Source organism: Actinokineospora guangxiensis (genome assembly GCF_042657845.1).
Lineage (GTDB): Bacteria > Actinomycetota > Actinomycetes > Mycobacteriales > Pseudonocardiaceae > Actinokineospora > Actinokineospora guangxiensis.
Genome location: NZ_JBHSKF010000018.1, coordinates 65,468 through 86,045 on the forward strand (window position 1 = coordinate 65,468; position 20,578 = coordinate 86,045).

At 68.2% G+C, this 20,578-nt stretch carries 22 protein-coding genes and 2 tRNA genes; 12 read left to right on the forward strand and 12 right to left on the reverse strand.

From position 1 onward, the window contains the following. Nucleotides 1–44 precede the first annotated feature (44 nt). The 3 genes from ACFPM7_RS26860 (at nucleotide 45) to ypfJ (ending at nucleotide 4,496) form a co-directional block, all read left to right on the forward strand. On the forward strand, nucleotides 45–1,604 hold the full coding sequence (locus ACFPM7_RS26860; protein ID WP_378250582.1) for a M28 family metallopeptidase: 1,560 nt from the start codon (nucleotides 45–47) through the stop codon (nucleotides 1,602–1,604). Nucleotides 1,605–1,847: 243 nt separating this feature from the next. Continuing rightward, a complete protein-coding gene (locus ACFPM7_RS26865; RefSeq protein WP_378250583.1) occupies nucleotides 1,848–3,464 on the forward strand; it encodes a M28 family metallopeptidase in 1,617 nt (538 codons plus the stop codon). Between the two features lie 123 nt (nucleotides 3,465–3,587). Then, nucleotides 3,588–4,496 carry a KPN_02809 family neutral zinc metallopeptidase gene (gene ypfJ / locus ACFPM7_RS26870; RefSeq protein ID WP_378250584.1) on the forward strand — a complete coding sequence of 303 codons (909 nt, stop codon included), beginning with the start codon at nucleotides 3,588–3,590 and terminating at the stop codon, nucleotides 4,494–4,496. A 599-nt stretch (nucleotides 4,497–5,095) separates the two neighbouring features. On the opposite strand, the gene ACFPM7_RS26875 is transcribed toward ypfJ, so the two are convergent. Next, a complete protein-coding gene (locus ACFPM7_RS26875; RefSeq protein ID WP_378250585.1) occupies nucleotides 5,096–5,998 on the reverse strand; it encodes an EamA family transporter in 903 nt (300 codons plus the stop codon). 88 nt (nucleotides 5,999–6,086) lie between these two features. Between ACFPM7_RS26875 and ACFPM7_RS26880 the strand changes: the two genes are divergently transcribed. The 3 genes from ACFPM7_RS26880 to ACFPM7_RS26890 all read left to right on the forward strand — a co-directional run bounded on the left by ACFPM7_RS26880 (nucleotide 6,087) and on the right by ACFPM7_RS26890 (nucleotide 7,173). Continuing rightward, nucleotides 6,087–6,593, forward strand: coding sequence for a MarR family winged helix-turn-helix transcriptional regulator (locus ACFPM7_RS26880; RefSeq protein ID WP_378250586.1), 507 nt, complete (start codon nucleotides 6,087–6,089; stop codon nucleotides 6,591–6,593). Continuing rightward, on the forward strand, nucleotides 6,590–7,060 hold the full coding sequence (locus tag ACFPM7_RS26885; RefSeq protein ID WP_378250587.1) for a MarR family winged helix-turn-helix transcriptional regulator: 471 nt from the start codon (nucleotides 6,590–6,592) through the stop codon (nucleotides 7,058–7,060). The genes ACFPM7_RS26880 and ACFPM7_RS26885 overlap by 4 nt, the downstream gene beginning before the upstream one ends. Before the next feature lie 28 nt (nucleotides 7,061–7,088). Continuing rightward, nucleotides 7,089–7,173 (forward strand) — tRNA-Ser (locus ACFPM7_RS26890). An 82-nt stretch (nucleotides 7,174–7,255) separates the two neighbouring features. Here ACFPM7_RS26890 and ACFPM7_RS26895 read toward each other — a convergent pair. From ACFPM7_RS26895 to ACFPM7_RS26945, 11 genes are all read right to left on the reverse strand, one after another. Further along, nucleotides 7,256–7,879 (reverse strand): hypothetical protein, encoded by a 624-nt coding sequence (locus tag ACFPM7_RS26895; RefSeq protein WP_378250588.1) that lies wholly within the window; start codon nucleotides 7,877–7,879, stop codon nucleotides 7,256–7,258. 18 nt (nucleotides 7,880–7,897) lie between these two features. After that, nucleotides 7,898–9,172, reverse strand: a complete 1,275-nt coding sequence (locus ACFPM7_RS26900) for a tyrosine-type recombinase/integrase (protein ID WP_378250589.1) — start codon at nucleotides 9,170–9,172, stop codon at nucleotides 7,898–7,900. Continuing rightward, nucleotides 9,172–9,351, reverse strand: coding sequence for a helix-turn-helix domain-containing protein (locus ACFPM7_RS26905; RefSeq protein WP_378250590.1), 180 nt, complete (start codon nucleotides 9,349–9,351; stop codon nucleotides 9,172–9,174). Before ACFPM7_RS26905 ends, ACFPM7_RS26900 begins: the two co-directional genes overlap by 1 nt. A 14-nt stretch (nucleotides 9,352–9,365) precedes the next feature. Continuing rightward, a complete protein-coding gene (locus ACFPM7_RS26910) occupies nucleotides 9,366–10,961 on the reverse strand; it encodes a replication initiator (protein WP_378250592.1) in 1,596 nt (531 codons plus the stop codon). Next, the gene (locus ACFPM7_RS26915) at nucleotides 10,958–11,374 is read right to left on the reverse strand and encodes a hypothetical protein (RefSeq protein WP_378250593.1); all 417 of its coding nucleotides are present in this window, start codon (nucleotides 11,372–11,374) and stop codon (nucleotides 10,958–10,960) included. Before ACFPM7_RS26915 ends, ACFPM7_RS26910 begins: the two co-directional genes overlap by 4 nt. Beyond that, nucleotides 11,371–12,663 carry an FtsK/SpoIIIE domain-containing protein gene (locus tag ACFPM7_RS26920; protein ID WP_378250704.1) on the reverse strand — a complete coding sequence of 431 codons (1,293 nt, stop codon included), beginning with the start codon at nucleotides 12,661–12,663 and terminating at the stop codon, nucleotides 11,371–11,373. Before ACFPM7_RS26920 ends, ACFPM7_RS26915 begins: the two co-directional genes overlap by 4 nt. Before the next feature lie 571 nt (nucleotides 12,664–13,234). Next, nucleotides 13,235–13,960: a Scr1 family TA system antitoxin-like transcriptional regulator gene (locus ACFPM7_RS26925; protein WP_378250594.1), complete on the reverse strand. Its 726-nt coding sequence runs from the start codon at nucleotides 13,958–13,960 to the stop codon at nucleotides 13,235–13,237. Beyond that, on the reverse strand, nucleotides 13,954–14,256 hold the full coding sequence (locus tag ACFPM7_RS26930; protein WP_378250595.1) for an AMED_5909 family protein: 303 nt from the start codon (nucleotides 14,254–14,256) through the stop codon (nucleotides 13,954–13,956). The genes ACFPM7_RS26925 and ACFPM7_RS26930 overlap by 7 nt, the downstream gene beginning before the upstream one ends. Continuing rightward, entirely contained in the window at nucleotides 14,253–14,531 is a 279-nt protein-coding gene (locus ACFPM7_RS26935) for a hypothetical protein (RefSeq protein WP_378250596.1), read from the reverse strand. Before ACFPM7_RS26935 ends, ACFPM7_RS26930 begins: the two co-directional genes overlap by 4 nt. A gap of 80 nt (nucleotides 14,532–14,611) precedes the next feature. Next, on the reverse strand, nucleotides 14,612–15,082 hold the full coding sequence (locus tag ACFPM7_RS26940; RefSeq protein ID WP_378250597.1) for a hypothetical protein: 471 nt from the start codon (nucleotides 15,080–15,082) through the stop codon (nucleotides 14,612–14,614). Between the two features lie 122 nt (nucleotides 15,083–15,204). Beyond that, on the reverse strand, nucleotides 15,205–15,984 hold the full coding sequence (locus ACFPM7_RS26945; protein ID WP_378250598.1) for a GntR family transcriptional regulator: 780 nt from the start codon (nucleotides 15,982–15,984) through the stop codon (nucleotides 15,205–15,207). 68 nt (nucleotides 15,985–16,052) lie between these two features. Here ACFPM7_RS26945 and ACFPM7_RS26950 point away from each other — a divergent pair, with 68 nt between their 5' ends. The 6 genes from ACFPM7_RS26950 to ACFPM7_RS26975 all read left to right on the forward strand — a co-directional run bounded on the left by ACFPM7_RS26950 (nucleotide 16,053) and on the right by ACFPM7_RS26975 (nucleotide 20,572). Further along, nucleotides 16,053–16,478: an NUDIX hydrolase gene (locus ACFPM7_RS26950; protein ID WP_378250599.1), complete on the forward strand. Its 426-nt coding sequence runs from the start codon at nucleotides 16,053–16,055 to the stop codon at nucleotides 16,476–16,478. Between the two features lie 131 nt (nucleotides 16,479–16,609). After that, a complete protein-coding gene (locus tag ACFPM7_RS26955; protein WP_378250600.1) occupies nucleotides 16,610–17,458 on the forward strand; it encodes a hypothetical protein in 849 nt (282 codons plus the stop codon). Nucleotides 17,459–18,140: 682 nt separating this feature from the next. Continuing rightward, a tRNA-Ser gene (locus tag ACFPM7_RS26960) sits at nucleotides 18,141–18,238 on the forward strand. A gap of 74 nt (nucleotides 18,239–18,312) precedes the next feature. Beyond that, nucleotides 18,313–19,254, forward strand: coding sequence for an HNH endonuclease (locus ACFPM7_RS26965; RefSeq protein WP_378250601.1), 942 nt, complete (start codon nucleotides 18,313–18,315; stop codon nucleotides 19,252–19,254). A 63-nt stretch (nucleotides 19,255–19,317) separates the two neighbouring features. Further along, nucleotides 19,318–20,109 carry a hypothetical protein gene (locus tag ACFPM7_RS26970; RefSeq protein WP_378250602.1) on the forward strand — a complete coding sequence of 264 codons (792 nt, stop codon included), beginning with the start codon at nucleotides 19,318–19,320 and terminating at the stop codon, nucleotides 20,107–20,109. Nucleotides 20,110–20,149: 40 nt separating this feature from the next. Beyond that, a complete protein-coding gene (locus ACFPM7_RS26975) occupies nucleotides 20,150–20,572 on the forward strand; it encodes a YbaB/EbfC family nucleoid-associated protein (protein ID WP_378250603.1) in 423 nt (140 codons plus the stop codon). Nucleotides 20,573–20,578 lie beyond the last annotated feature (6 nt).

A 20,578-nucleotide genomic window follows, 5' to 3' on the forward strand; every position in this document is an offset into this window, starting at 1 on the left:
GGACGCGACCGGCGTGATCCACCCCCACGAAGGGAAGTTCAGCTATGTCCACCCGGACTCCGGTCAGAGCGGGCGTCGCCCTGCTCGCGGCCTGCGTCGGCCTGGGGCTCAGCACGGTCCCGGCGACCGCGCAGACCCAGCTGCCCGACGGGCCCGCGCTCGCGCGCAACCTGGTCAAGAAGGTCACTGTCAGCGGCATCAACCGCCACCTCATCGCCTTCCAGCGCCTGGCCGACCGCAATGGCGGCAACCGGGCGGCAGGCACCCCCGGCTACGACGCCAGCGTGCAGTACGTGGCGGGTCTGCTGCGCAACGCGGGTTACGACGTCTCCACTCCTGAGTTCACCTACCCGGTGCAGGTCTACGACGCCAAGACCGCGACGGTCGGCTCGACGTCCGTCGAGGCCATCCCGATGGAGGAGTCGCCGCAGACCCCCGTCGGGGGCGTCACCGGCAAGCTGGTGACCACCGCCGACGCCCCTGGGGACGCGACCCCGGGCTGCGAGGCATCCGACTTCGCGGGCAAGGACTTCACCGGGGCGATCGCGCTCATCCGCCGTGGCTCCTGCACCTTCGAGTCCAAGGCGAAGAACGCCCATGCCGCGGGCGCGGTCGGCGTGCTGATCGCCAACAACACCGCCGGTCCGCTGACCAATGTCACGGTGACCGACGGCGTCGTCCCGACCGGCGGCATCAGCCAGGCCGACGGCACCGCGCTGTTCGCCCTGGAGGGCCAGACCGCGACGGTGGACATGCGCTTCCACATCGAGGAGCGCCCCTCGGTCAACATCATCGCCGAGACCAAGACCGGCCGGAAGAACAACGTCGTCATGGCCGGTGCGCACCTCGACAGCACCGAGACCGGCGCGGGTATCAACGACAACGGCACCGGCAGCGCGGCGCTGCTGGAGACCGCGCTGCAGATGGGCGGCTCGCCGAAGGTCAACAACGCGGTCCGCTTCGCCTGGTGGGGCGCTGAGGAGCTGGGCCTGATCGGTTCGACCAAGTACGTCCAGAGCCTGACCTTCGAGCAGCAGCTCGACATTGCGCTGTACCTGAACTTCGACATGATCGGCTCGCCGAACGCGGCGTACTTCGTCTACGACGGCGACGACTCCGACGGCGAGGGCGCGGGCGAGGGCCCGTACGGCTCGGCGCAGATCGAGGCCGCGTTCGTCGACTTCCTGGAGACCACCGGCACCCCGACCGAGGGCACCGACTTCTCCGGCCGTTCCGACTACGGCGAGTTCATCGCCCAGGGCATCCCGGCCGGTGGCCTGTTCACCGGGGCCGAGGGTGTCAAGACCGAGGCGCAGGCCGCGAAGTGGGGTGGCGTGGCGGGGCAGGCCTACGACCCCTGCTACCACACCCGCTGCGACAACCTGGGCAACGTCGACCGCGTCGCCATGGACCGCAACGCCGATGCCATGGCGTGGGTGACCGCGTCCTACGGCATCAGCACCGAGGACATCAACGGTGTCCCGCCGAAGAACGCCAAGCAGGCCAAGGCGGCCACCGACACCCGCGCCGCCATGCGGCTCGCGGTGATCAAGAGCGAGGCGCACAACCACGACGGCGGGCACTCGCACGCCGCGGTGAAGTAAGCACCCCGCGTCCAGCGCCGGTCACCCGCGCGCGATAGCAGACCAGGACTCCGCGTCGCCACCCCGGCGGCGCGGAGTTCCTCGTCGCTGCCGGTATCGGCGGCGGGGAGTGCCTCGGGCCCGCAGCTGGTAATAGCTGCCTCTTGACCGGCGATCACCGAGGCATGAGGGTGGCCTTCGCCGGACAACGGGCTGCGTCGGGGCGGTCACCGGAAGGCATTCATCTCAGATAGGGGACTCTGCATGCCCAAACCCCAGACGCTTCGCGTCAGCGCGGCCGTGATCGTCGCCGCTGGCGCGCTCGCGTTCTCCACCATTCCGTCCGTGGCGGCGCCGACCGCGACCGCCGCGCTGCCGGATGGCCCCGCCCTGGCGAGGAACCTGGTCAAGAAGGTCACGGTGTCGGGGATCAACCGCCACCTGATCGCCCTGCAGCGCATCGCCGACCGCAACGGGGGCAACCGCGCCTCCGGCAACCCCGGCTACGGCGCGTCGGTCGACTACGTCCAGAGCCACCTGGCGGCGGCCGGGTTCGAGGTGACGCGGGAGGAGTTCCCGTTCACCTTCACCCAGACCCTGGCGCAGACGCTGAAGAAGGGGTCGACCTCGATCCCGATCACGATCATGACCTACAGCCCGTCCACCCCGGTCGGCGGCATCACCGCCCCGGTCGTGGGGGTTCCCGAGGACGCGACCCCGGGCTGCGAGGCCGCCGACTACGCCGGCCTCGACGTCACGGGCAAGATCGCCGTCGTCTCGCGCGGCTCCTGCACCTTCGCGGTGAAGAACCAGGTCGCCGCGGACGCGGGCGCCGTGGCCGTGATCGTCTACAACAACGCCGACGGACCGGTCAACGGCACCCTCGGCGACCCGGCTGCCGGCCGCGTCCCGACCGGTGGCATCACCCAGGCCGACGGCCGCGCGCTGGCCGCCGCGGGCGGCACGGTGACCGTGGAGCTGCGCGCGCTGCGCGAGGACCGCACCACCTGGAACCTCTTCGCCGAGACCACCACCGGCCGCAAGAACAACGTCGTGATGGCGGGCGCGCACCTCGACAGCGTCACCGCGGGTCCCGGCATCAACGACAACGGCACCGGCAGCGCCGCGCTGCTGGAGACCGCGCTGCAGCTGGGCGGCTCCCCGAAGGTCAACAACGCCGTCCGCTTCGCGTGGTGGGGTGCTGAGGAGTTCGGCCTGGTCGGCTCGACGCACTACGTGCGGTCGCTGTCGTTCGAGCAGCAGCTCGACATCGCGCTGTACCTGAACTTCGACATGATCGGCTCGCCGAACGCCGCGCACTTCGTCTACGACGGCGACGACTCCGACGCGGTCGGGGCGGGCCCCGGCCCGTACGGCTCGGGTCAGATCGAGGCGGCGTTCGTGGACTTCCTGGAGACCACCGGCACGCCCACCGAGGGCTCGGACTTCACCGGGCGCTCGGACTACGGCGAGTTCATCGCCCAGGGCATCCCGGCAGGCGGCCTGTTCACCGGCGCGGAGGGCATCAAGACCCAGGCCCAGGCCGACAAGTGGGGCGGCCAGGCGGGCGTGGCCTACGACCCGTGCTACCACCTGAAGTGCGACAACCTGGGCAACGTCGACCGCGTCGCCCTGGACCGCAACGCCGATGCCATGGCGTGGGTGACCGCGTCCTACGGCATCAGCACCGAGGACATCAACGGCATCCCGGCCAAGACCAACGCCAAGCAGCTGAGCACGGCGAAGGCCAAGCAGGCCAACGCCCGCGTCGCGCAGGAGAAGACCATGCGCGTGCAGATGGCCCAGGACGACGCTCGGATCTCCGCCGCCGCGGGCAACGCAGGCGTCGGCTGCATCCACGCCAACCAGGACATCGCCTAGCAGTCACCCGGGAGCCCCCGCGGACGCTGTTCCGCGGGGGCTCCCGGCTGTCCTGATCCGCGTGCGACCAGCGCGGCGGCTAAGGTTCGATCACCTGGACCGACGCCCCATTCGGAGTGGACCGTGGAGTTCAACGACGACGCATCGCTCGACACCTCGCAGGTGCAGGACGCCAGGGGGAGCGGCGGCGTCGGCGGCCGGGTCGCCCTCGGCGGCGGCGGCCTCGGCATCGTCGGCGTGCTGATCTATTTCGTCCTCTCCCAGCTGGGAGGCGTCCCCGCCAACATCCCGCTGAGCACCGGCGACGTCGGGGCGGGCCAGTCGGTCGACAACACCGACCTGCAGAACGAGTGCCGCACCGGCCGCGACGCCAACACCAAGCCCGACTGCGCCAGGGTGGCCATCATCAACTCCATCCAGGCCTACTGGGCCGACGAGTTCGCCCGCTCCGGCAGCACCTACCAGCCCGCCGACACCACCTTCTTCCGCGGCGGCGTCAACACCGCCTGCGGCAGCGCCTCCTCCGACGTCGGGCCGTTCTACTGCCCCGCCGACCAGGGCATCTACGTCGACCTGACGTTCTTCGAGGAGCTCAAGACCCGCTTCGGCGCCCAGGGCGGCACCTTCGCCGAGGCCTACGTGCTGGCCCACGAGTACGGCCACCACGTGCAGAACCTGCTGGGCACCTCCTCCCGCGTCGGCCGCGAGACCGGCCCCACCTCCGGCAGCGTCCGCCTGGAACTCCAAGCCGACTGCTACGCCGGCGTCTGGGCCAACCACGCCACCACCACCGCGGGCCCCGGCGGGCAGCCCCTGATCAAGAACATCACCCAGGACGACATCAACCGCGCCGTCGACGTCGCCGAACGCATCGGCGACGACTTCATCCAGGAGAACCTGGGCGGCGGCCAGGTCGACGAGTCCAAGTTCAGCCACGGGTCATCGGCCCAGCGGGAGAAGTGGTTCCTCGCCGGCATCAACACCGGCCAGCCCACCCAGTGCGACACCTTCGCCGCCCGCGACCTCGGCTGACCCACCCCACACCCAGCTTCCGCCCACCCAAGTTCCAGGTACCCCCTCTGCACCCAGCACCCCACCGGCGGCTCCCGCCTTGCCCGCCCGATCACCGGCCTCCAGCTGTCCACAGCCGGCAAACGCACCCTGTCCACACCTCCCGCCACCTCGATAACCTGGCGGCGGGGGGCCGGATGTCCCAGCCGTGACACGAGTCTGGGCGCGATCCCCGCCGTCGGGGGGATCGCGCCCAGGTTTCCCACAATCACGCAGTGGCAGCTCGCCGGTCTGGCGCGGAGCCCTGGCCGGACGGCGCGGAGGTCGCCTCGGACGTACCAGGCTCAACGGCGTCGGGTGGGCGGGCCTCGCGCAGCCACACGCGGGGCGTCGTCCTGACGACCGGTTCGTCCGCTGCTCGCGATCGCGGTCGGCCCGATGCGGTTCGTTCCGCCCGCGGGATGGCAGCGGCCGATGTGCCACTACTCAAAGGTGTGTCTCTCGATCCGGCACGGCACCACCTGACCTCTCTCGGCTGGTCCAGGCGGGTGGGCGCTCGCAGCTGGTGCGCTCGTGTCCACTCCGGCCAGCCACTACCTATAGTGCGCCTGTAATCCTGATCACACAACCCTTTGCGGCGTCCTGAACCGGTGAACCTCGCGGCTACCGTCTGGAGTGGACGGCTTTCGTTGCCCGATGACAACGGATGCCAGCACCAGCGCCGCTCCCGCCAGCTGCCCCGGCGTCAGCGATTCCCCGAGCGCGACCCATCCGACCAGCGCGGCGGTCACCGGGCTCGCCAGCCCCAGCAGTGACACCTGGGTCGCGGGCAGCGCGCGCAGCCCCGCGAACCACAGCACGTAGGCCAGTGCCGTGCCGACCCCGGTCAGCCAGACGAACCCGGCGAGCGACGCCCAGTCGAGCGACGGGGGCGCACCCTCGGTGATGACGGCGAGCGGCAGCAGCAGCGCGGACCCGCCGAGCAACTGCCAGGCGGTGGCCGTCAGCGCCGGCAGCGCAGTGCCGTCGGCCGAGGTCGGGGCGCCCCACCGGCGGGTCAGCACGAGGCCGAGGCCGAGGGAGACCGACGTGCCCAGCCCGGCCAGCACCCCGACCGGGTCGAGCGCGGTGGCCCCCCGCAGCACCAGCAGCGCGACCCCGGTCACCCCCGCCGCGGCCACGGCGGCCGAGCGCGCGGTGATCCGCTCACCGAGCAGCAGCGCGGCCAGCCCGAGCACCACCACGACCTGCGTCGCCCCGAGCGTCGCCGCGACCCCGCCCGGCAGCCGGGTCGCGGCGATGAACAGCAGCGCGAAGAACGCCCCGATGTTGAGGGTGCCCAGCACCAGCAGCCGCCCGGCCCACGCCCGCCCCGGCACGCCCGGCCGCACCGCCAGCAGCAGCAGCCCGGCGGGCAGTGCCCGCAGCGCGGCGATCCACAGGGGCGAGGGCGGCAGGAACTCGGTCGTGACGAGGTAGGTCGTGCCCCACAGCAGCGGGGCCAGAGCTGTCCTGAACACCATGACCGCATCCCCCTTGACGTGAAGTAGCTCGACATCAAGATAACAGCGGCGGGTATCTCGACGTCAAGTGAAATGGCACACTGGTCGGATGCGAGACCAGGTGGACGACATCCTCGACCAGTGGCGCCGCGAACGCCCCGACCTCGACCCCAGCCCCATGGGCGTCATCGGCAGGCTCTCCCGCGTCACCGCCCTGATCTCCAAGGAGCTGGAGGCCAACTTCGCCCGCCACGGCCTCACCCGCCCCGACTTCGACGTCCTCGCCACCCTGCGCAGATCAGGCCCGCCGTTCACGCTCACCGTCGGACGCCTCCAGGCCACCATGATGATCAGCTCGGGCACCACCACCCACCGCGTCGACCGCCTCGAACAGCAGGGCTTCGTCATCCGAACCCCCGACCCCGCCGACCGCCGCGGCGTCCTGGTCCAGCTCACCCCCGCAGGCCGCACCCTCGTCGACGAAGCCGTCCCCACCCACGTCGCCCTGGAACACGCCCTCCTGGCCGACCTGCCCCCCGACCGCCGCGACGCCCTCGCCGACCTCCTGCGCGAACTCCTCGTCTCGGTCTCCCGAGCACGTAACCTGGTCCGGTGACCTCCGTGAGCACCGAGCCGCGCTGGCTGACCCCGACCGAGATGCGAGCCTGGCGCGCCTACGTGATCGGCAGCGAACTCCTCCGCCAACAGCTCAACCGCGAACTCCAGGACCGCCACCAGATCGCCCTCGCCGACTACGAGGTCCTGGTCCGCCTGTCCGAGAGCCCCGGCGGCAGCATGCGCATGAGCCACCTGGCGGGCCAGGTCGCCTCCTCCAAGAGTCGCCTCTCCCACCAGATCGCCCGCATGGAGAAGGCGGGCCTCGTCACCCGCGAGAACTGCCCCGACGACGCCCGGGGCGTCATCGCCGAGATCACCCCCCGCGGCCAGGAAACCCTCCGCGCCGCCGCCCCGACCCACGTCGAAGGCGTCCGAGAACACCTGGTCGAACTCATGACCGAAGACGAACAGCTAGTCGTCGCCGCCCTCTTCGAACGCGTGATCTCCCACCTCGACCTGACCTGACCCGGCCCTCTAGGCTGGGCGGGCACCGGGAGGCGTGGCAGAGCGGCCGAATGCATCCGCCTTGAAAGCGGAAGACGGGCAACCGTCCGGGGGTTCAAATCCCTCCGCCTCCGCAGGTCAAAGGGGTGTCAATCATCCACTGTGGAGGATTGACACCCCTCTGGTGTAGCTACGGGTGTAGCAACGGCCAGCAACCTAGGCCTGCTTCCCGTTCGCGGTGCGACCGAAGGCGATGCGTCGCCAAACACGAGGTCGATTGACTACCCCTGCGAGCTTTGGCTCCATCTCCTTCTTCCATTGTCCCCATATTGTCGAAAGTGCTTTGATTGCTTCATCCAGCTTAGCTGCATCCGAGGCGATGATATCGATGGGAACGAGGTTCGGATCGCTGAGGTGAATCTCGCCGTTCACGATTATCATTCGCGCTGCCACTTCGATGAACATTGCATTGCGCTGAACGCGGCCGTCGAAGTGCAGGCCGAAGTCGGCTACCTGCCGTGAAAGTGCGTTCTTGTGCAGCTCTCGCAGTTCGGTCAAAGCGTCCTTGATGTCGCTCTTTAGGTAGCTTTCAATCCTGGGGTCTACCTCTTTGTCGGTGTGCTGCAAGGCGGAGGCGTAGACGCTGATAGTGCTCGCCAGGCTACGCACTTTTTGGAGAGTTTCGCGTAGCTCCCTGTATGCGCCCACAGTTTCCCGGTAATTGGCGGATTCGATGTTTCGAAGTAGCTCGCCGCTCCTCTGTCTTGCCGTTATTCGTGAACCAATGAACACGCCGATGAGTGAGCCTAGGCCGAGGCTCTTCACGAGGTCGAGGATCACTTGCCACATGGTTCCTCGCTAACCGAGTTCCTTGGCCAGCCGGGAGAGCGCTTGCCTCTTGTCATCAAGGGAGACGGAAGCATAGATGGTCATGGTCACGTCGATGTCGGAGTGCCCGACGATGTCCCGCACGATGTGTGGCGGCACGCCTAGTCGCAGGAGCAGCGTCACGCACGAGTGCCGCAGGTCGTGCAGCCGGACGCCATCGAGGCCCGCCCGCTTGCGCAGTGGGTGCCAGCTCGATCGCAGGTTCGACGGGTCGAGTGGTCCGCCTGTCGGCGTGGTGAACACCAACCCGGAGTCCCCCCAGTGCTCGGCCGCGTCGCGTTCGTCGTCCTGCGCGTCCCAGTGGTCGAGCAGCGCTTCCGCGCACACCCGGATCAACGGATAGACCCGCTCCGAGCGCTCCGTCTTCGGCGGCAGGAACCGCAGCTCGGCACCTACCCGCTGAAGGGTCTGGCGAATCTGAAAGCTCGGCGAGAACCGGTCGCTGCAGTCCTCGCAGAAGTCCTCAGCGTGGTCAGGGCAGGGCTTATCCCAGCCGTCCCAGTCAATATCCGACCACCGCAGGCCCAGCAGCTCACCGCGCCGAAGACCCATGTAGAGCGCCAGCACGTACAAGGCGCTCAACCGGTCACCCTCAGCGGCTTCAAGCAGCGTCCGCGACTGCTCGAAGGACAGACCACGGTTCACCCCGTAGCGAGGCGTCCGAATCTGCACCAGCTTCGCCACGTTCCGAGGAATCAGCTCCTCCCGCATCGCGTGTTGAAGCGCGTTCCGCAGAACCGCGTGAATCTGTTGCACTGTCCGATCCGTCGGTGTCCGACCGCAGCACTTGCCGACCGCGCAACACCGTCGAGCCTTCTCCGGCCGCTTAGCGTCGAGGCCATCCGAGCAGCACCGGCACCGGTTGCGCACCTGTTGCATGAACGTGCGGACGTCCGCCGCCGACAGCCGGTCCAGCTTCTTCTGACCGAGCGCGGGCACCAAGTGACGGTTCACCACGACGGCATAGCCCTCCACTGTGCGCGGCTGCTTCTCCCGGGCTACGTGCGTAAGCCAGTACCGCAGGAACCGACCCACCGTCCAGGACTCGGCAGCCACCGGGATACCCGCGTCTGAGTCCGCCATCTTGCGCCGCAGACGATTGGCCGCCGTCTCTTGATCCTTCGCCGAGACCGTGATCCGCTTCCGGTGCCCGGTCGTGGTCAACACGTACGCCGCTCCGACCCACAGGCCATCCGACCGCTGATAAACGGAGCCTTCTCCGTTGGCGCGCTTGCTTCGAGCCATCAGGCAGCCTCCCCAAGGAGACGCGAAACGTACTCGGCCACCGACCGTGCCGGAACCCGCCGACTGCCGCCGATCTTCACCGACGCCAACGCCCCGGAACGCATCAGATCGAAGACCTTGGTACGACCGATCCGGAGGATTCGGGCGACCTCTTCGACTCGGTACAGTTCGCTGCTCATCACATTCCCCCAGTTCAAGCCGCTAGTGGTTGGATTGCTGAAACATCTGGACCAGCCGCGAGTAGCGCTCTGTCGTACTCGGCCCGCCATCGGATGCGTTCGGAGATGGCGTGTAGGAGCAGGTGGGCGCGGGGTGGTGCGTTGGTGTCGCCGGGGGCGAGCTTGCGCCAGATCAGGGGTGAGCTGTCCCGCTCGGGCGGGGTGATGCCGACGTCAGCGAGCAGGCCGAGGACGAAGGCGCGTCGATCGGCTTTGTGTTCGGCGAGCGTCTTGCCGGACCACTTGCGGGAGACCAGAACCCGCCGCCCAGGCAGGCCGAGGGTGGAGCGCCGGTGGGCGCGGCCCTTGCACCGTCCTGGGGTGGTCTTCGAGGTGGCTCCCTGGGGTTGGACGCCGTAGAGGAGCCAGACCGCGCAGCGGGGCGAGCAGGGCGTCTTGGCGAGCTCGGCATGGAGCCGGTCGTGGTGGTCTCGTTGGCGGTGGGTGTCGGCGGTGACGACTTCGCCCGTGGACTTGGTGAGGTACTTGGTCAGGTAGCCGATGTGCCGCCCGGCATCTTCGGAGCCGCCGAGGATGCCCTTGGAGTGGACCTGCGGTCCGAAGGTGGCCACGTGTGCGGGGTGTTCGACCTGTGCGAGCGCGTCAGCCCAGGCCGTCAGTGGGCGCCTGGTGTCTGGGTCTACGAAGCCGCCGTCGGCCCAGACCGGGAGCGTGTCGTCGCTGTAGACGGGATGGTCGTGCTCGGGCCACCAGACCTGGAGGTAGGTAGCCGCGGTGACCTGTCGCAGCAGCTCGTGCGGGATGGAACCGCGGATTGCCGCGTGCAGGTGAGGTGCCGTTCGCTTCTGCGGTTCGACCGTGGCGAAGTACTGCACGTCCCAGCCGACGACGCGGCGCAGGTTCTGCCACCACCGGTCCACCAGCGAGGCGAAGTGCACCGCGTCGCGGGCAGCTCTCCGGTAGTCGTAGGCGTCGGGGTCGCGAGGTGTGCCGTCGGGCAGGACTGGGCCGTAGGTGTCGCAGGTGAGGGTGATGAACATGGAGGGCCGGTAGCCGCCCGCGTACTCCCGTCCGACGGTGCGCTTCTCCACCCGCCGCCGAGGGAGGTTCGGGGCGTCTTGCCGCCGTCGAGTGGAGCGTGCGGGTGCTGCTTTGCGTCCTGGACCGTCGGGGTTGGGGAGTCTGCCCGCCACGCCTGAGGCCCGCAGCTCCTCATCTACGGCGCGGATGTCGTCTCGCAGTTGGTCGGCTTCCACGTCGCCGGCAGCGTCGGCCCGTCGGTAGGCCGCGACGAGGTCGGCCCGGAGTTCGAGCAGGGCCGTCTCGTCGGCCGAGGGTGCTCGGCGGGTGTCGGCCGGTTCCTCCGTCATGTGCCAGCCTTCGCGGCACTGGGCCATACGCAGCGCCCTGACTTTGCGCGCGCAGGGGCCGCAGACGCTCTCGACCGTGGAGCCGCAGGGGACGCCGACGTGCCGCAGCTCTCCGGTGTCGGGGTCACCGACTTCCATCGTGAACGGCCGGACGCAGACGCCGTGCTTCTCGGCGGTCGCGGTGACGACTTCCAGCGCGAGCGGAGCGCGCACCTTCGTGGTTCGGGATGCCGTGGTCATGCCACCGCCCACCGCAGCAGGTGCCCGGGGTCGATCTCATCGCGCCAGGTCTCGCAGCCCGTCACCGGACGCTGCCCGTCGGCCAGGTCCGCGCCGCCCCAGACCTGGACCGGCAGGCCGTCGGTGAGTCGTCCGAGCACGTAGACGTGCAGGGTGCCCGCCGAGGGGTACCAGGCCCGGACCGTGACGTCGGTGAGCGTGTCGGCCCAGTCGAGCAGCAGCGCCGCCAGCCGTGTCAGCTCACCGCCGCCGCTCAGTTGAGCTGAGACGACCGTGCCCAGCGTCTTCGGTGCCAGCGACACCTGAACCGGCACAGCCAAGCCGCCGAAGACGCTCAGGTGCTCCCGAACCGAGTCGAGAATGTCCACCAGGCCGGAGAGCGCGGTGGCGTTCATCGCGTCAGTGGTGGTCATGCTGCCGTGTCTCCGTTCGTGATCGTGGTTTCCGGGAACGCGAAGACGGTTGCCGAGGTGCCGGTCACGTAGTGCTGGAGTTCGGTGATGTTGGTGTCGGTCACGTGGAACGCCCGAGCCCGGACCGGATCGCGCTTGCCGTCCTCCTTGACCCAGGCCACGCCCGGTGTGCTCTCCGGAATCTCGTGCGCGTTCCCGCCGCGAGCCCGCACACCGTCCCCGAGCACCATGTCCACCTGGATCGCCTCATCCAGCCGCATCGCGATGCGCGTGGTGAACAGGTTCCGAAACGGCACGATCTCCTTACGCGGGTCCTGCACCAGGCCCAAGACAGCGACGCCGGGCGCACGGCCTTGCGACGTGATCGTCTGGAGCGCGGCCGTGGCGCGTTCCTTAAGCCGCTTGTCCGTCTGATAGGCGATGACGTCCGCGAGTTCATCCACCACCAGGAGCAGGAACGGTTCCCCGCACTGCGGTGACCAGCCCCGAAGGATGCCCCGGAACCGAGCGGACCGCTCCCGCACCTCGTTGGCCAGCGATTCGAGCAACTCGACCGCTTCCGCGCCGTTGGAGTAGACCGGACCGCCCTCGAACAGCTCAGGTGCCTGCCCGAGTTCCATGCCGCCCTTGGGATCGATGCCGTAGACCCGCACGAGGCCCGAGCGCAGCGCCGGGGCGAGTGCCCGCAGGACCGCCCAGAGAATGGACGCCTTGCCCGCGCCCTGCACACCGACGGCGAGGTACTGGCCGCCGAGGAGCTTGAGCGTCCAGGGCTTGCCTGTCTCCGTGCGCCCGATCTGGACTCGCTTCAGGTTCACCGACGGGCCGGGAGCGGCCATTTCCGGGACCGGCAGCGGCCGGGCCAGCGGGTCAGCGTGCACGAAGTCCAGCTCGATCACGCTCGGCTTGACCACCCGCACCCGGCACGACCGCGCCCCGAACGAGTGCGCCAGGCCCGAAGCGCGCAGCTCCCACTGCTCCGGTGCCTGCCCGGGGATCATCTTCACCCGCACCCGGTCGCGCCACCATTCCGACCGGGTGCGCATGAGCTTGGGCCGGTACTCGCGGCCCTTGGCGTCGCCGCTCAGCCCGGACAGCCGGGTCACGGTGCGCCAGTGGCCCGCGTACACGTAGGCCCGTCGCAGCTCGGTGCGGGACCAGCGGACCCGAGTAAGGAAGACTTCGGGGTCACGCCGCCACAGCCAGAACCCGACCACGACGACGGCGAGCGTCAGGCCGCCGACCAGCCACCACCCGCCGAGGCCGTGAAGCGGGATTCCGACGAGCATCAGGATCACGCCCAGCACTGTCGAGGTCGGGTAGTACCAGGCCAACCGCACCGCCTTGCCCGTCGCCCAGACGAGCACCCAGGCCAACGCGACGGGGGAGAGCAGCAGCTTGGCCTTCCACGGCAGCAGCGTCCACCACGGGAGACGCGGCCGTGCCACCTCAAGCGGGGCCGGGTCGACCCACCGGCTCGGCTTCGCCGCGCCCATCACCAACCATCCCGAACTGTCGAGTCCGATGGCGTGGCGATCGTGCCGAACTCCAGTCCCAGAGCGCCCGAGCAGCGCGCGCAGGTGTCGTCACCTGGGAGCAGTCGAGCGAACCGCTTGCATTGCGCACAGCGGGTGTTTCCTGATCGGGCGGCCCCACTTGCGGAGCGCACCCCCTTGTGTCCTACGCTGGCCATGTCTGATTCACTTCCGGATCGGGCAGGCGGAGCGGCCAACCGGCGACCAACCAATCCCGGCCGCTCCCACCTACTTCTGTTTTATTACAAGACTTTCGGGCGCACAGGATGACGAGAGCACGCGCGTCTCACGTGATCCTGTTTGACTGTCCTATGTGGTTGTCGGGCTATCGCTTGGCGAGCATCACCTTTGACCTTTCCGGGTCGAGCGCGAGTTCTCGGAGCGTGGCGAACAGCCTCGTGTATTCGGCGACGACGGCCGGGTGATCGTGGTAGAGGTTCACCCGTCGGGTTTCCTCGCACACGACGGTGTGACTAGCGCCGTGCACCACCTCGAACCCGCCGCGCAGCCCGGCATGAGCGCCCCGCGACCACGGAAGCACCTGCACTGTCACGGTGTCCCGCAGGGCGCGCAGCCGTTCGCCATGTGCGCCGGACTGACTCCGACGCAGCGCGTGTTCCTCCACCACCCACGTCACCGCAGGTGCCTGCTCGGCGTCGAGCAGAAGCCCACGACGCCCACCGCCGAACAGAGGCGAGATCATCAGCGGGTCATAGACCTCGATCCGGTGCGCGTAGGACTCCAGACCGCACAACAGGTCACGATCGCCGAGCGAAGGCGTCTGCGGGCCGGACCGCGCCAGCCGGAGCAGGTCAGCCAGACGCGGAAGCTCCGACAGCGCATCCAGGTGGCCGAGCACCACTTCCAGCACAGCCCGACTGGGCAGGCTCTTGCCCGCGAGGAGCTGACTGAACGAAGCCCGCGACACTTGCAGGCGCTCACCCATCGCTGCGTGCGTGATCCCGGCCGCCGACACCATCCGAGTCAGCTCATAGGAGAGCAGCCGACGAGCAACTGTCGGAGTCAGCCACGGCCGCACCGACGTCACCACGACGCCTCCCACGACGAGCTAGGAACTTCCCCGGTCGCCGCGATGTGCTCGGCACGGCGACGCTCCCGCACAGCCCAGTAGCCGCGCGCTTCGTGGTGGTGCCCGCGATCGACGTCCGAGACCGCTTCGTAGACCTGCGCGGCCAGGCGGTGGAACGCCTCCCACTGCGCCGCCGAGGCTCCCGATGACGGCCGGACCCGCGTCAGCGCGTCATGCGCCTGCGCGAGCGTGGCGATCTCATCTTTGCCGGTGCCGACGGCCAGCGCTGGCAGCTTCGTCGTCCGCTGCTTGGTCACCGCGGACCACCACCCCGGTACCGGTCAACCCTGCTCCACTCATGCGCCTGGTCCTCGAACGCCGCCGCAGCCGCGTGCAGCGCCGCCACCACACACCAGGGCAGCCCCGCCGTGGTCGCCATCGCCCGCCACGACTCGGCGACCTCCCACGACGTCGAGGCAATCATCTGGCCCACATGCAGCGGGTCCACGTCCGCCCCCCGAGCCGTCTCGCTCGCTTCGGCGTACAGCCGGTAGGCCGACTCCCACGCGCGTTGAGCATCCAGCGGAATCACGGCCGCCCCCTTTCGGGCAGGCGAGAACCCGCCCAGACCCAGCGGCCAGACGAGTCCCCGCCCACCATCACGACCACGGCCTACGCCGCCGTCTTCTCGGAGTTGTCGACCTTGTCCCCGCCGCCCCGACGAGGCGACCCACCACCAGCCGTCGAGACCGCCGCCCGGAACCCCGTCGCGCGGAAGACGTACGTCAGGTACTTGAACTCGCCGTTCCCGGCGATGCGCGGCTCAGCCGTCAGCCCGTCCAGCTCGACCGGCCGCATACCCGGCAACGCCTCCACCGTGGTCGGCACCGGCTGAACCTCAGCCAAGAACGTCACCTCGAACGAGGCCCGCTTGGCGTTCGGCTCACCCGGGTCAGTCATCACCGCCTTCCACTGCCGCAGCCCCGTGGCCTCATCCATCCGCTGCCGCACCGGCCGGTTGCGCGCCTTGTCCTCCCTGCTCTGAAACTCCGTGTCCGGCATGACCTCACCCGTCATCACCAGCCCATGCGGGAACGCCTCATCGAAGTTGATCGGGAACCGGTGTCCCTTGCTGATCGCCACTTGTGTGCCTCTCCGTGTCGTGGCTCCACCGAGCCATCATCTCCTCTAGACAAGTTCGAAGCTACATAGTCGTCTAGAGGAGTTCAATCGAGCAACATGATCCTTCGCTTTAGCGAAGCTTCCTAGCGTGCGGGGAAGTCGTACTCAAGCACGAACGCATGCGAGACCTTGACCGTCTCGCACACCTCAACCGGCAGGTCATCCAGGTCAAACGCAGTCCGGGTCAGCGTGATCACCGGAACCCCAGCCCCGATCTGCAAGGCCCGCCGCTCCTCAGGCGTTGGCATCCGAGCCGTGACCTGCTCGGTGAACCGGCCGAGCTGGTGCCCCTGCTCCTCGATCCGCGCATAGATGCCACCAGGGCCGGTGTCGGTGCTGACGATCGCGGTCCCCGCCGCGATCGACTCGGGGATGTACGAGACGGCCGTCTCCACCGGGGTGCCGTTGGCCAAGTAGCGCCGGGACCGCATGACCACCCGCGCCCCCTCCGGCAACCGAAGCCGCTCAGCGATCTCCGCCGGGGCCTGCTCCGTCGTCACCGAGATCTGGTCTACCCCCGGCTTGTGCCCGCTGACCTCAGCCTCAGCCAGGAACGCCGCCTTACCTTGCTTCCGATGCGCCCGAGCAAACCGATCCGACGCCAGCCGCCGCACCGGGGGAGTGGACCGCACGAAGACACCCTTGCCGTGCTCGGCTACCACCAGACCTTCGCCCCGCAGCTCCTGAAGCGCTTGGCGGACCGTCATCCGGGCTACGCCGTAGTGCGCGATCAACTCCGCCTCCGAGGGCAACTTCTCCCCGGGAGGCAGCCGCCCGGTCGAGATGAGCCGTCGCAACGACGCCGCGATCTGGCGATAAGGTGGCCTGTCGTCGGCCCTGTCGATCGAACCTAGGTCAAGCATGGGCCACTCCTGTAGACGACTAGAGGAGTTTCATCCTTACACACCCGCCGCCGGAACGAAAGTCCAAGATGTCCACACCCAAACATTCCGTAAGCGTTGCCGGGATCGTTGTTAACGAGGATGGCCGTGTGCTCCTTATTCAACGGCGCGACAATCGCCACTGGGAACCGCCGGGTGGTGTGCTAGAGCTGAGCGAGGCCTTCGAGGATGGCGTTCGCCGTGAAGTCTACGAGGAGACTGGCGTCGCGGTCACAGTTGATCGACTGACCGGTGTCTACAAGAACATGGAGCGGGGAATTGTGGCGCTTGTGTTTTACTGCCGAGGTGGCAATAAGCCTGCGCCCGTTACCTCTGAGGCCGTTCAGGTCCAATGGATGACCGTAGAGCAGGCCCGTGCCGTTATGGCACCTGCATACCATGTGCGCATTACTGATGCGCTAACCCCAGGGGTCAACGTGCGCGTCCATGACGGCATCAACGTCCTTGGGGCGTAGACGATACAAAGTCGCATGGTCTCCACGGGAAGGGCTGAGGCCCAACTAGGGTGCTGCGCTGTGTAACAGGACGGTGCCTGAGCGCGACTACCTACTCACAGCGCTGCGGACTAGATGCGGAGTGGGTCGCAATGAAGGTCTTTATCAGTTGGTCAGGGAGTCTTAGTAGGAAAGTTGCCGAGATTCTCCGCGAATGGATACCGTCGGTACTTCAATCTGTCGACCCCTATGTGTCTTCTGAGGACATCGATAAGGGTGCTCGATGGAGTTCCGACATTGCAAGCGAACTAGAGGGTTCAAACTTCGGAATCCTCTGTGTTACGAAAGACAATCTTTCGGCTCCTTGGTTGAACTTTGAGGCGGGTGCGCTCTCGAAACTGTTCGAGACTAGTCGTGTATCGCCATTCTTGTTTGGGGTCGATCGTCCTGACGTGACAGGGCCATTGCTTCAGTTTCAGTCGACCGTCTTCGAGCACGACGACATACTGAAGCTGATTCGATCCATCAATGCGACTTCTGATGCGCCGCTCGAGCCTAGTCGCCTCGAAATGGTTTTCGAGGTTTGGTGGCCACGATTGGAGGAGCGGCTCAAGTCGACACTCACGGCGACGGTAGCATCAACAGAGGCAGAAGATAAGCGGTCTGTGGAGGATGTGCTTGACGAAGTGCTTGAGTTGGTGCGGTCGCAACAAAAGTTGATCTCTAGGCCTGAAGTGCTGCTCCCGAGGGACTATCTCCGCGAGATCGGACTCTTGGCTAGTCGTGTGGATGTGGTCGACAGTCGAGAGATTGAATTCCTTCTGCACGAGGTTCGTCGCAGGCTAAGTGTAGCGGAGCGGGAGCCGAACAAGGAGAACTTTGAGACAATTCATGAGCTCCTGCGTACGTTGGGAATCGTTCTAAGCAGTGCCTTTGGGGTGCGTTTACGATCGGGGAGACTTCGGGGGGCGATTAAGGGGCGGGATGGCGACGTTGACTAGTAACGGGCCGACCTCAGCGGCAATGGTGATAGCTGCCGAACTTAGCTCTATGGGATCAAGGCCGTGCCGCCTGCGCGGCGCGGCGCGGTGGGCCTGTCCCGTTGGCAGCGTGGTCCGTATCCATCGCGCCACGGCGCGGGCTCCCGCTTCGCTCCGCCCGCGCGGACGCGCGGCACGGCCTGCGTGCCCGGTCCCGGGCGCGCCGCACCGCGCAGGCGACACGGTGCACGAGCCGTACAGCAGGTGAGGCGCTTCCACGTCGCCGCGATCGTCTAACGCCGTGAGCACGGCATCAAGAGCGCCTGCGGCGTCGCTACGCGATGGCTGACGCCACCCTTGACACCGCACTCCCAGCGCTAGGAGCGGCCTGTGCGAAGAAGCGGGGGAGAGCAAGCCCCGCGGTTCGCACCTCAACCGGTCGGCTCACGTTGGGAGTCCGCTATGCGTCGGCGCGATCAGCACCCAGACCCGAACCAACTGGTGATCTGGACCAGGTACATCCTCACCGAGGTCCGGAGCACCTACGAGGAGCCCGCGAAGCCCCGTCGCGCCCGCTCGACCAGGCCGCCGAAGGTCCGGCCGCGCCGGGTGGCGGACACGCTCATGGGCCGCCGCCGAGGTGTAGCTACCGGTGTAGCAACGACCCTGGACGTCACCGGACCCGTTCGGCCCGCCAACCAGCGCGGACGTACTACCGCGAACCCGAACACGCTGGTCAGCGCAGCCTTGAAAGCGGAAGACGGGCAACCGTCCGGGGGTTCAAATCCCTCCGCCTCCGCACAGTTCGATCAAGATCCACCCTGGCGGTACCCAGATCTGGCAGAGTCCCCTTTCACTGGGTGAAAGGGGAGCCGGTGGCGGCATGGCTGATGCTCGCGGCGGGGGACAACCGGGAGCACGCAGGCAACGACGGGTACGACGACCTGCCGTCGGAGCACTACAGCTGGGACAGCACCGTTCCCAACTGCGCAAAGCCGCAGGTCGGCGACGTGATCGTGCTTCGGGACACCGAGCACCTCCTCGGCGCCTCGGTGATCGGTGCGATCGAGACCGGTGCGGCGACCAAGCAGCGCTGGCGATGCCCGTCCTGCAACCACGCCAGTATCAAACGCCGGAGAAAGAAGCTTCCGCCCTACGTCTGTCAGAACAAGAACTGCAAGGGCACGTTCGTAGAGCCCATCGCAGAGACGATCTCTGTTCGCACCTACCGGTCCAAGCACGACGTCGCCTGGGTCGACATGCATGCGCTGCTCACCGCGAAAGAGGTGAACAAGATGTGCGTGAAGGAGAAGTCGCAGAACAGCATCAGGGTGCTGGACCTCGACCGCTTCCACCTGGCCATGACCGCTGGCGGGGTGCTGCCCGCGACCCCGATCGAGGCGGCGATGGCCTCGGTGATGGGCGGGCACCGGCAGGCGTTCGTGCTCGCGCGCATCGGGCAGGCGGCTTTCCGGAAGCGCCTGTTGCAGGAGTTTGGGGATGTTTGTGCCTTCACCGGGCCTGCTCCGCGGGACGTCCTGGAAGGCGCGCACCTCTACAGCTACGCCGCGGACGGCAGGCACCACGACAACGGCGGGCTGATGATGCGCCGGGACATCCACCGCCTCTTCGATCTCGGTCACATCGCGGTGAACCCGGACAGCATGCTCATCGACGTGAGGTCCGAAATCCGGCGGTACCCCGACTATGCCGCCCTGCACGGTCAGCAGGTGCGAGTCTCACAAGGCAAGCTGAGGCCCCAGCACCGCTCCTGGCTGCGCAAGCACTGGGACACCTACCGCGGACCATCCACATAGGATCAACCGCGCCACCCGCGGCGGACGGCTAGGGTCGGGGCGAACCGGACATCTGGGGGTCTCGTGCGTTCGCTTCCCGCCGTCACCGTGGTCGACCCGGCGCTGGGCCAACGCTGGCGGCGCGCGAGGGTCAGGCTGGGTTGGGCGCTCATCGGTCTGCCGGGATTCGTCGCCGTGCTCTGCGCGGGCATGGTCGCGGTCGGCGGGCGGTTCGAGTGGTGGGTGGGGCTGCCTGTCCTGGGGGCGCTCGGGCCGGTGGTGGTGGGGGGTCTCGTCGCGGTGTCGCCGCCGCGGTGGGTGGGGGCGGTGGTGGCGCTGGGGGCCGGGCAGTTCCTGCTCGGGGTGTTGCCCTCCTACGCGGTGGGAGGCGGGGACGGGGTCGTTCCGCTGTTGTTCGGTCTGTTCTGGGTGGTGTTCGCCGTGGGGATCGGTCTGGCGCACAGTGCCTATCGCACGCTTGGAACACCGCTGATCCCCGCGCTCGGTGACACGCCCCTGGAGATCCGCGTGGGAGCCCGCTACGCCGTGCGCACCGCGGATTCGATCGTGCTCGGGGTGACCGTCGGCGGGCAGCACCTGACCGTCCACGCCCGAAGGCACGCACCGCTGGGGCGGGGCCTCACCCAGGGGCAGATGTCGATCCCCCTGACCGCCGTCCGGGCCGTGCGGGTCGTGCTGCTGCACAGCTCCGGCCCCTGGTTCACCCTCTCCGACGGCACCGACCTGCTCACCACCCCAGGCCCCGCCGTCGCCGTCGAGGGACCGCACGGGGACCTCCTGATCCCGACCGACGACGCCACCGTCCTCGCCGAGCTGCTGCACCGGCGTGTCCGTTTCGCCCATACCGCGCGGTGAACTCTGGTACGAACGTAGCAACGTCAGGGAGGTACGGACTGTGGACAATCCGGGCAAGGCCGCACGGCAGATGCAGCAGATGGCCGAGCGCATGCAGGAGCGGTCGCGGCGGTTCACCGAGCTGCACACCGCCATGTCCGCGCTGGTGGTGACCGAGACGTCGGCCGACGGGGCGGTGCGGGTGGCCGTCGACGGCAACGGGCTGCCGACCGAGCTGACCCTCACCGAGCGCAGCCGGGGCATGGACCCCGAGCGGCTCTCCGCTGAGCTGATGGCCACCCTGCGCCGCGCCCAGGCCGAGCTGCGGGCTCGGGTGGAGGCGGCGACCAGGGAGTCCGTCGGCGACGACGAGGCGGGTGCGGCGATCCTCGCGCAGTACGCGCAGCGCTTCCCCGACCCCGAGCCCGCCGCGCCGCCGCCGGGCAGGCAGCCAGGCTACCGCTTCACCGAGTTCGACGACTGAGGGGAC

Coding starts and splice junctions, on each gene's coding strand:
- ACFPM7_RS26860 (WP_378250582.1), top strand. CDS start 45: ATGTCCACCCGGACTCCGGTCAGAGCGGGCGTCGCCCTGCTCGCGGCC.
- ACFPM7_RS26865 (WP_378250583.1), top strand. CDS start 1,848: ATGCCCAAACCCCAGACGCTTCGCGTCAGCGCGGCCGTGATCGTCGCC.
- ACFPM7_RS26875 (WP_378250585.1), bottom strand. CDS start 5,998: ATGGTGTTCAGGACAGCTCTGGCCCCGCTGCTGTGGGGCACGACCTAC.
- ACFPM7_RS26880 (WP_378250586.1), top strand. CDS start 6,087: ATGCGAGACCAGGTGGACGACATCCTCGACCAGTGGCGCCGCGAACGC.
- ACFPM7_RS26900 (WP_378250589.1), bottom strand. CDS start 9,172: ATGGCTCGAAGCAAGCGCGCCAACGGAGAAGGCTCCGTTTATCAGCGG.
- ACFPM7_RS26905 (WP_378250590.1), bottom strand. CDS start 9,351: ATGAGCAGCGAACTGTACCGAGTCGAAGAGGTCGCCCGAATCCTCCGG.
- ACFPM7_RS26910 (WP_378250592.1), bottom strand. CDS start 10,961: ATGACCACGGCATCCCGAACCACGAAGGTGCGCGCTCCGCTCGCGCTG.
- ACFPM7_RS26915 (WP_378250593.1), bottom strand. CDS start 11,374: ATGACCACCACTGACGCGATGAACGCCACCGCGCTCTCCGGCCTGGTG.
- ACFPM7_RS26920 (WP_378250704.1), bottom strand. CDS start 12,663: ATGCTCGTCGGAATCCCGCTTCACGGCCTCGGCGGGTGGTGGCTGGTC.
- ACFPM7_RS26945 (WP_378250598.1), bottom strand. CDS start 15,984: ATGCTTGACCTAGGTTCGATCGACAGGGCCGACGACAGGCCACCTTAT.
- ACFPM7_RS26950 (WP_378250599.1), top strand. CDS start 16,053: ATGTCCACACCCAAACATTCCGTAAGCGTTGCCGGGATCGTTGTTAAC.
- ACFPM7_RS26955 (WP_378250600.1), top strand. CDS start 16,610: ATGAAGGTCTTTATCAGTTGGTCAGGGAGTCTTAGTAGGAAAGTTGCC.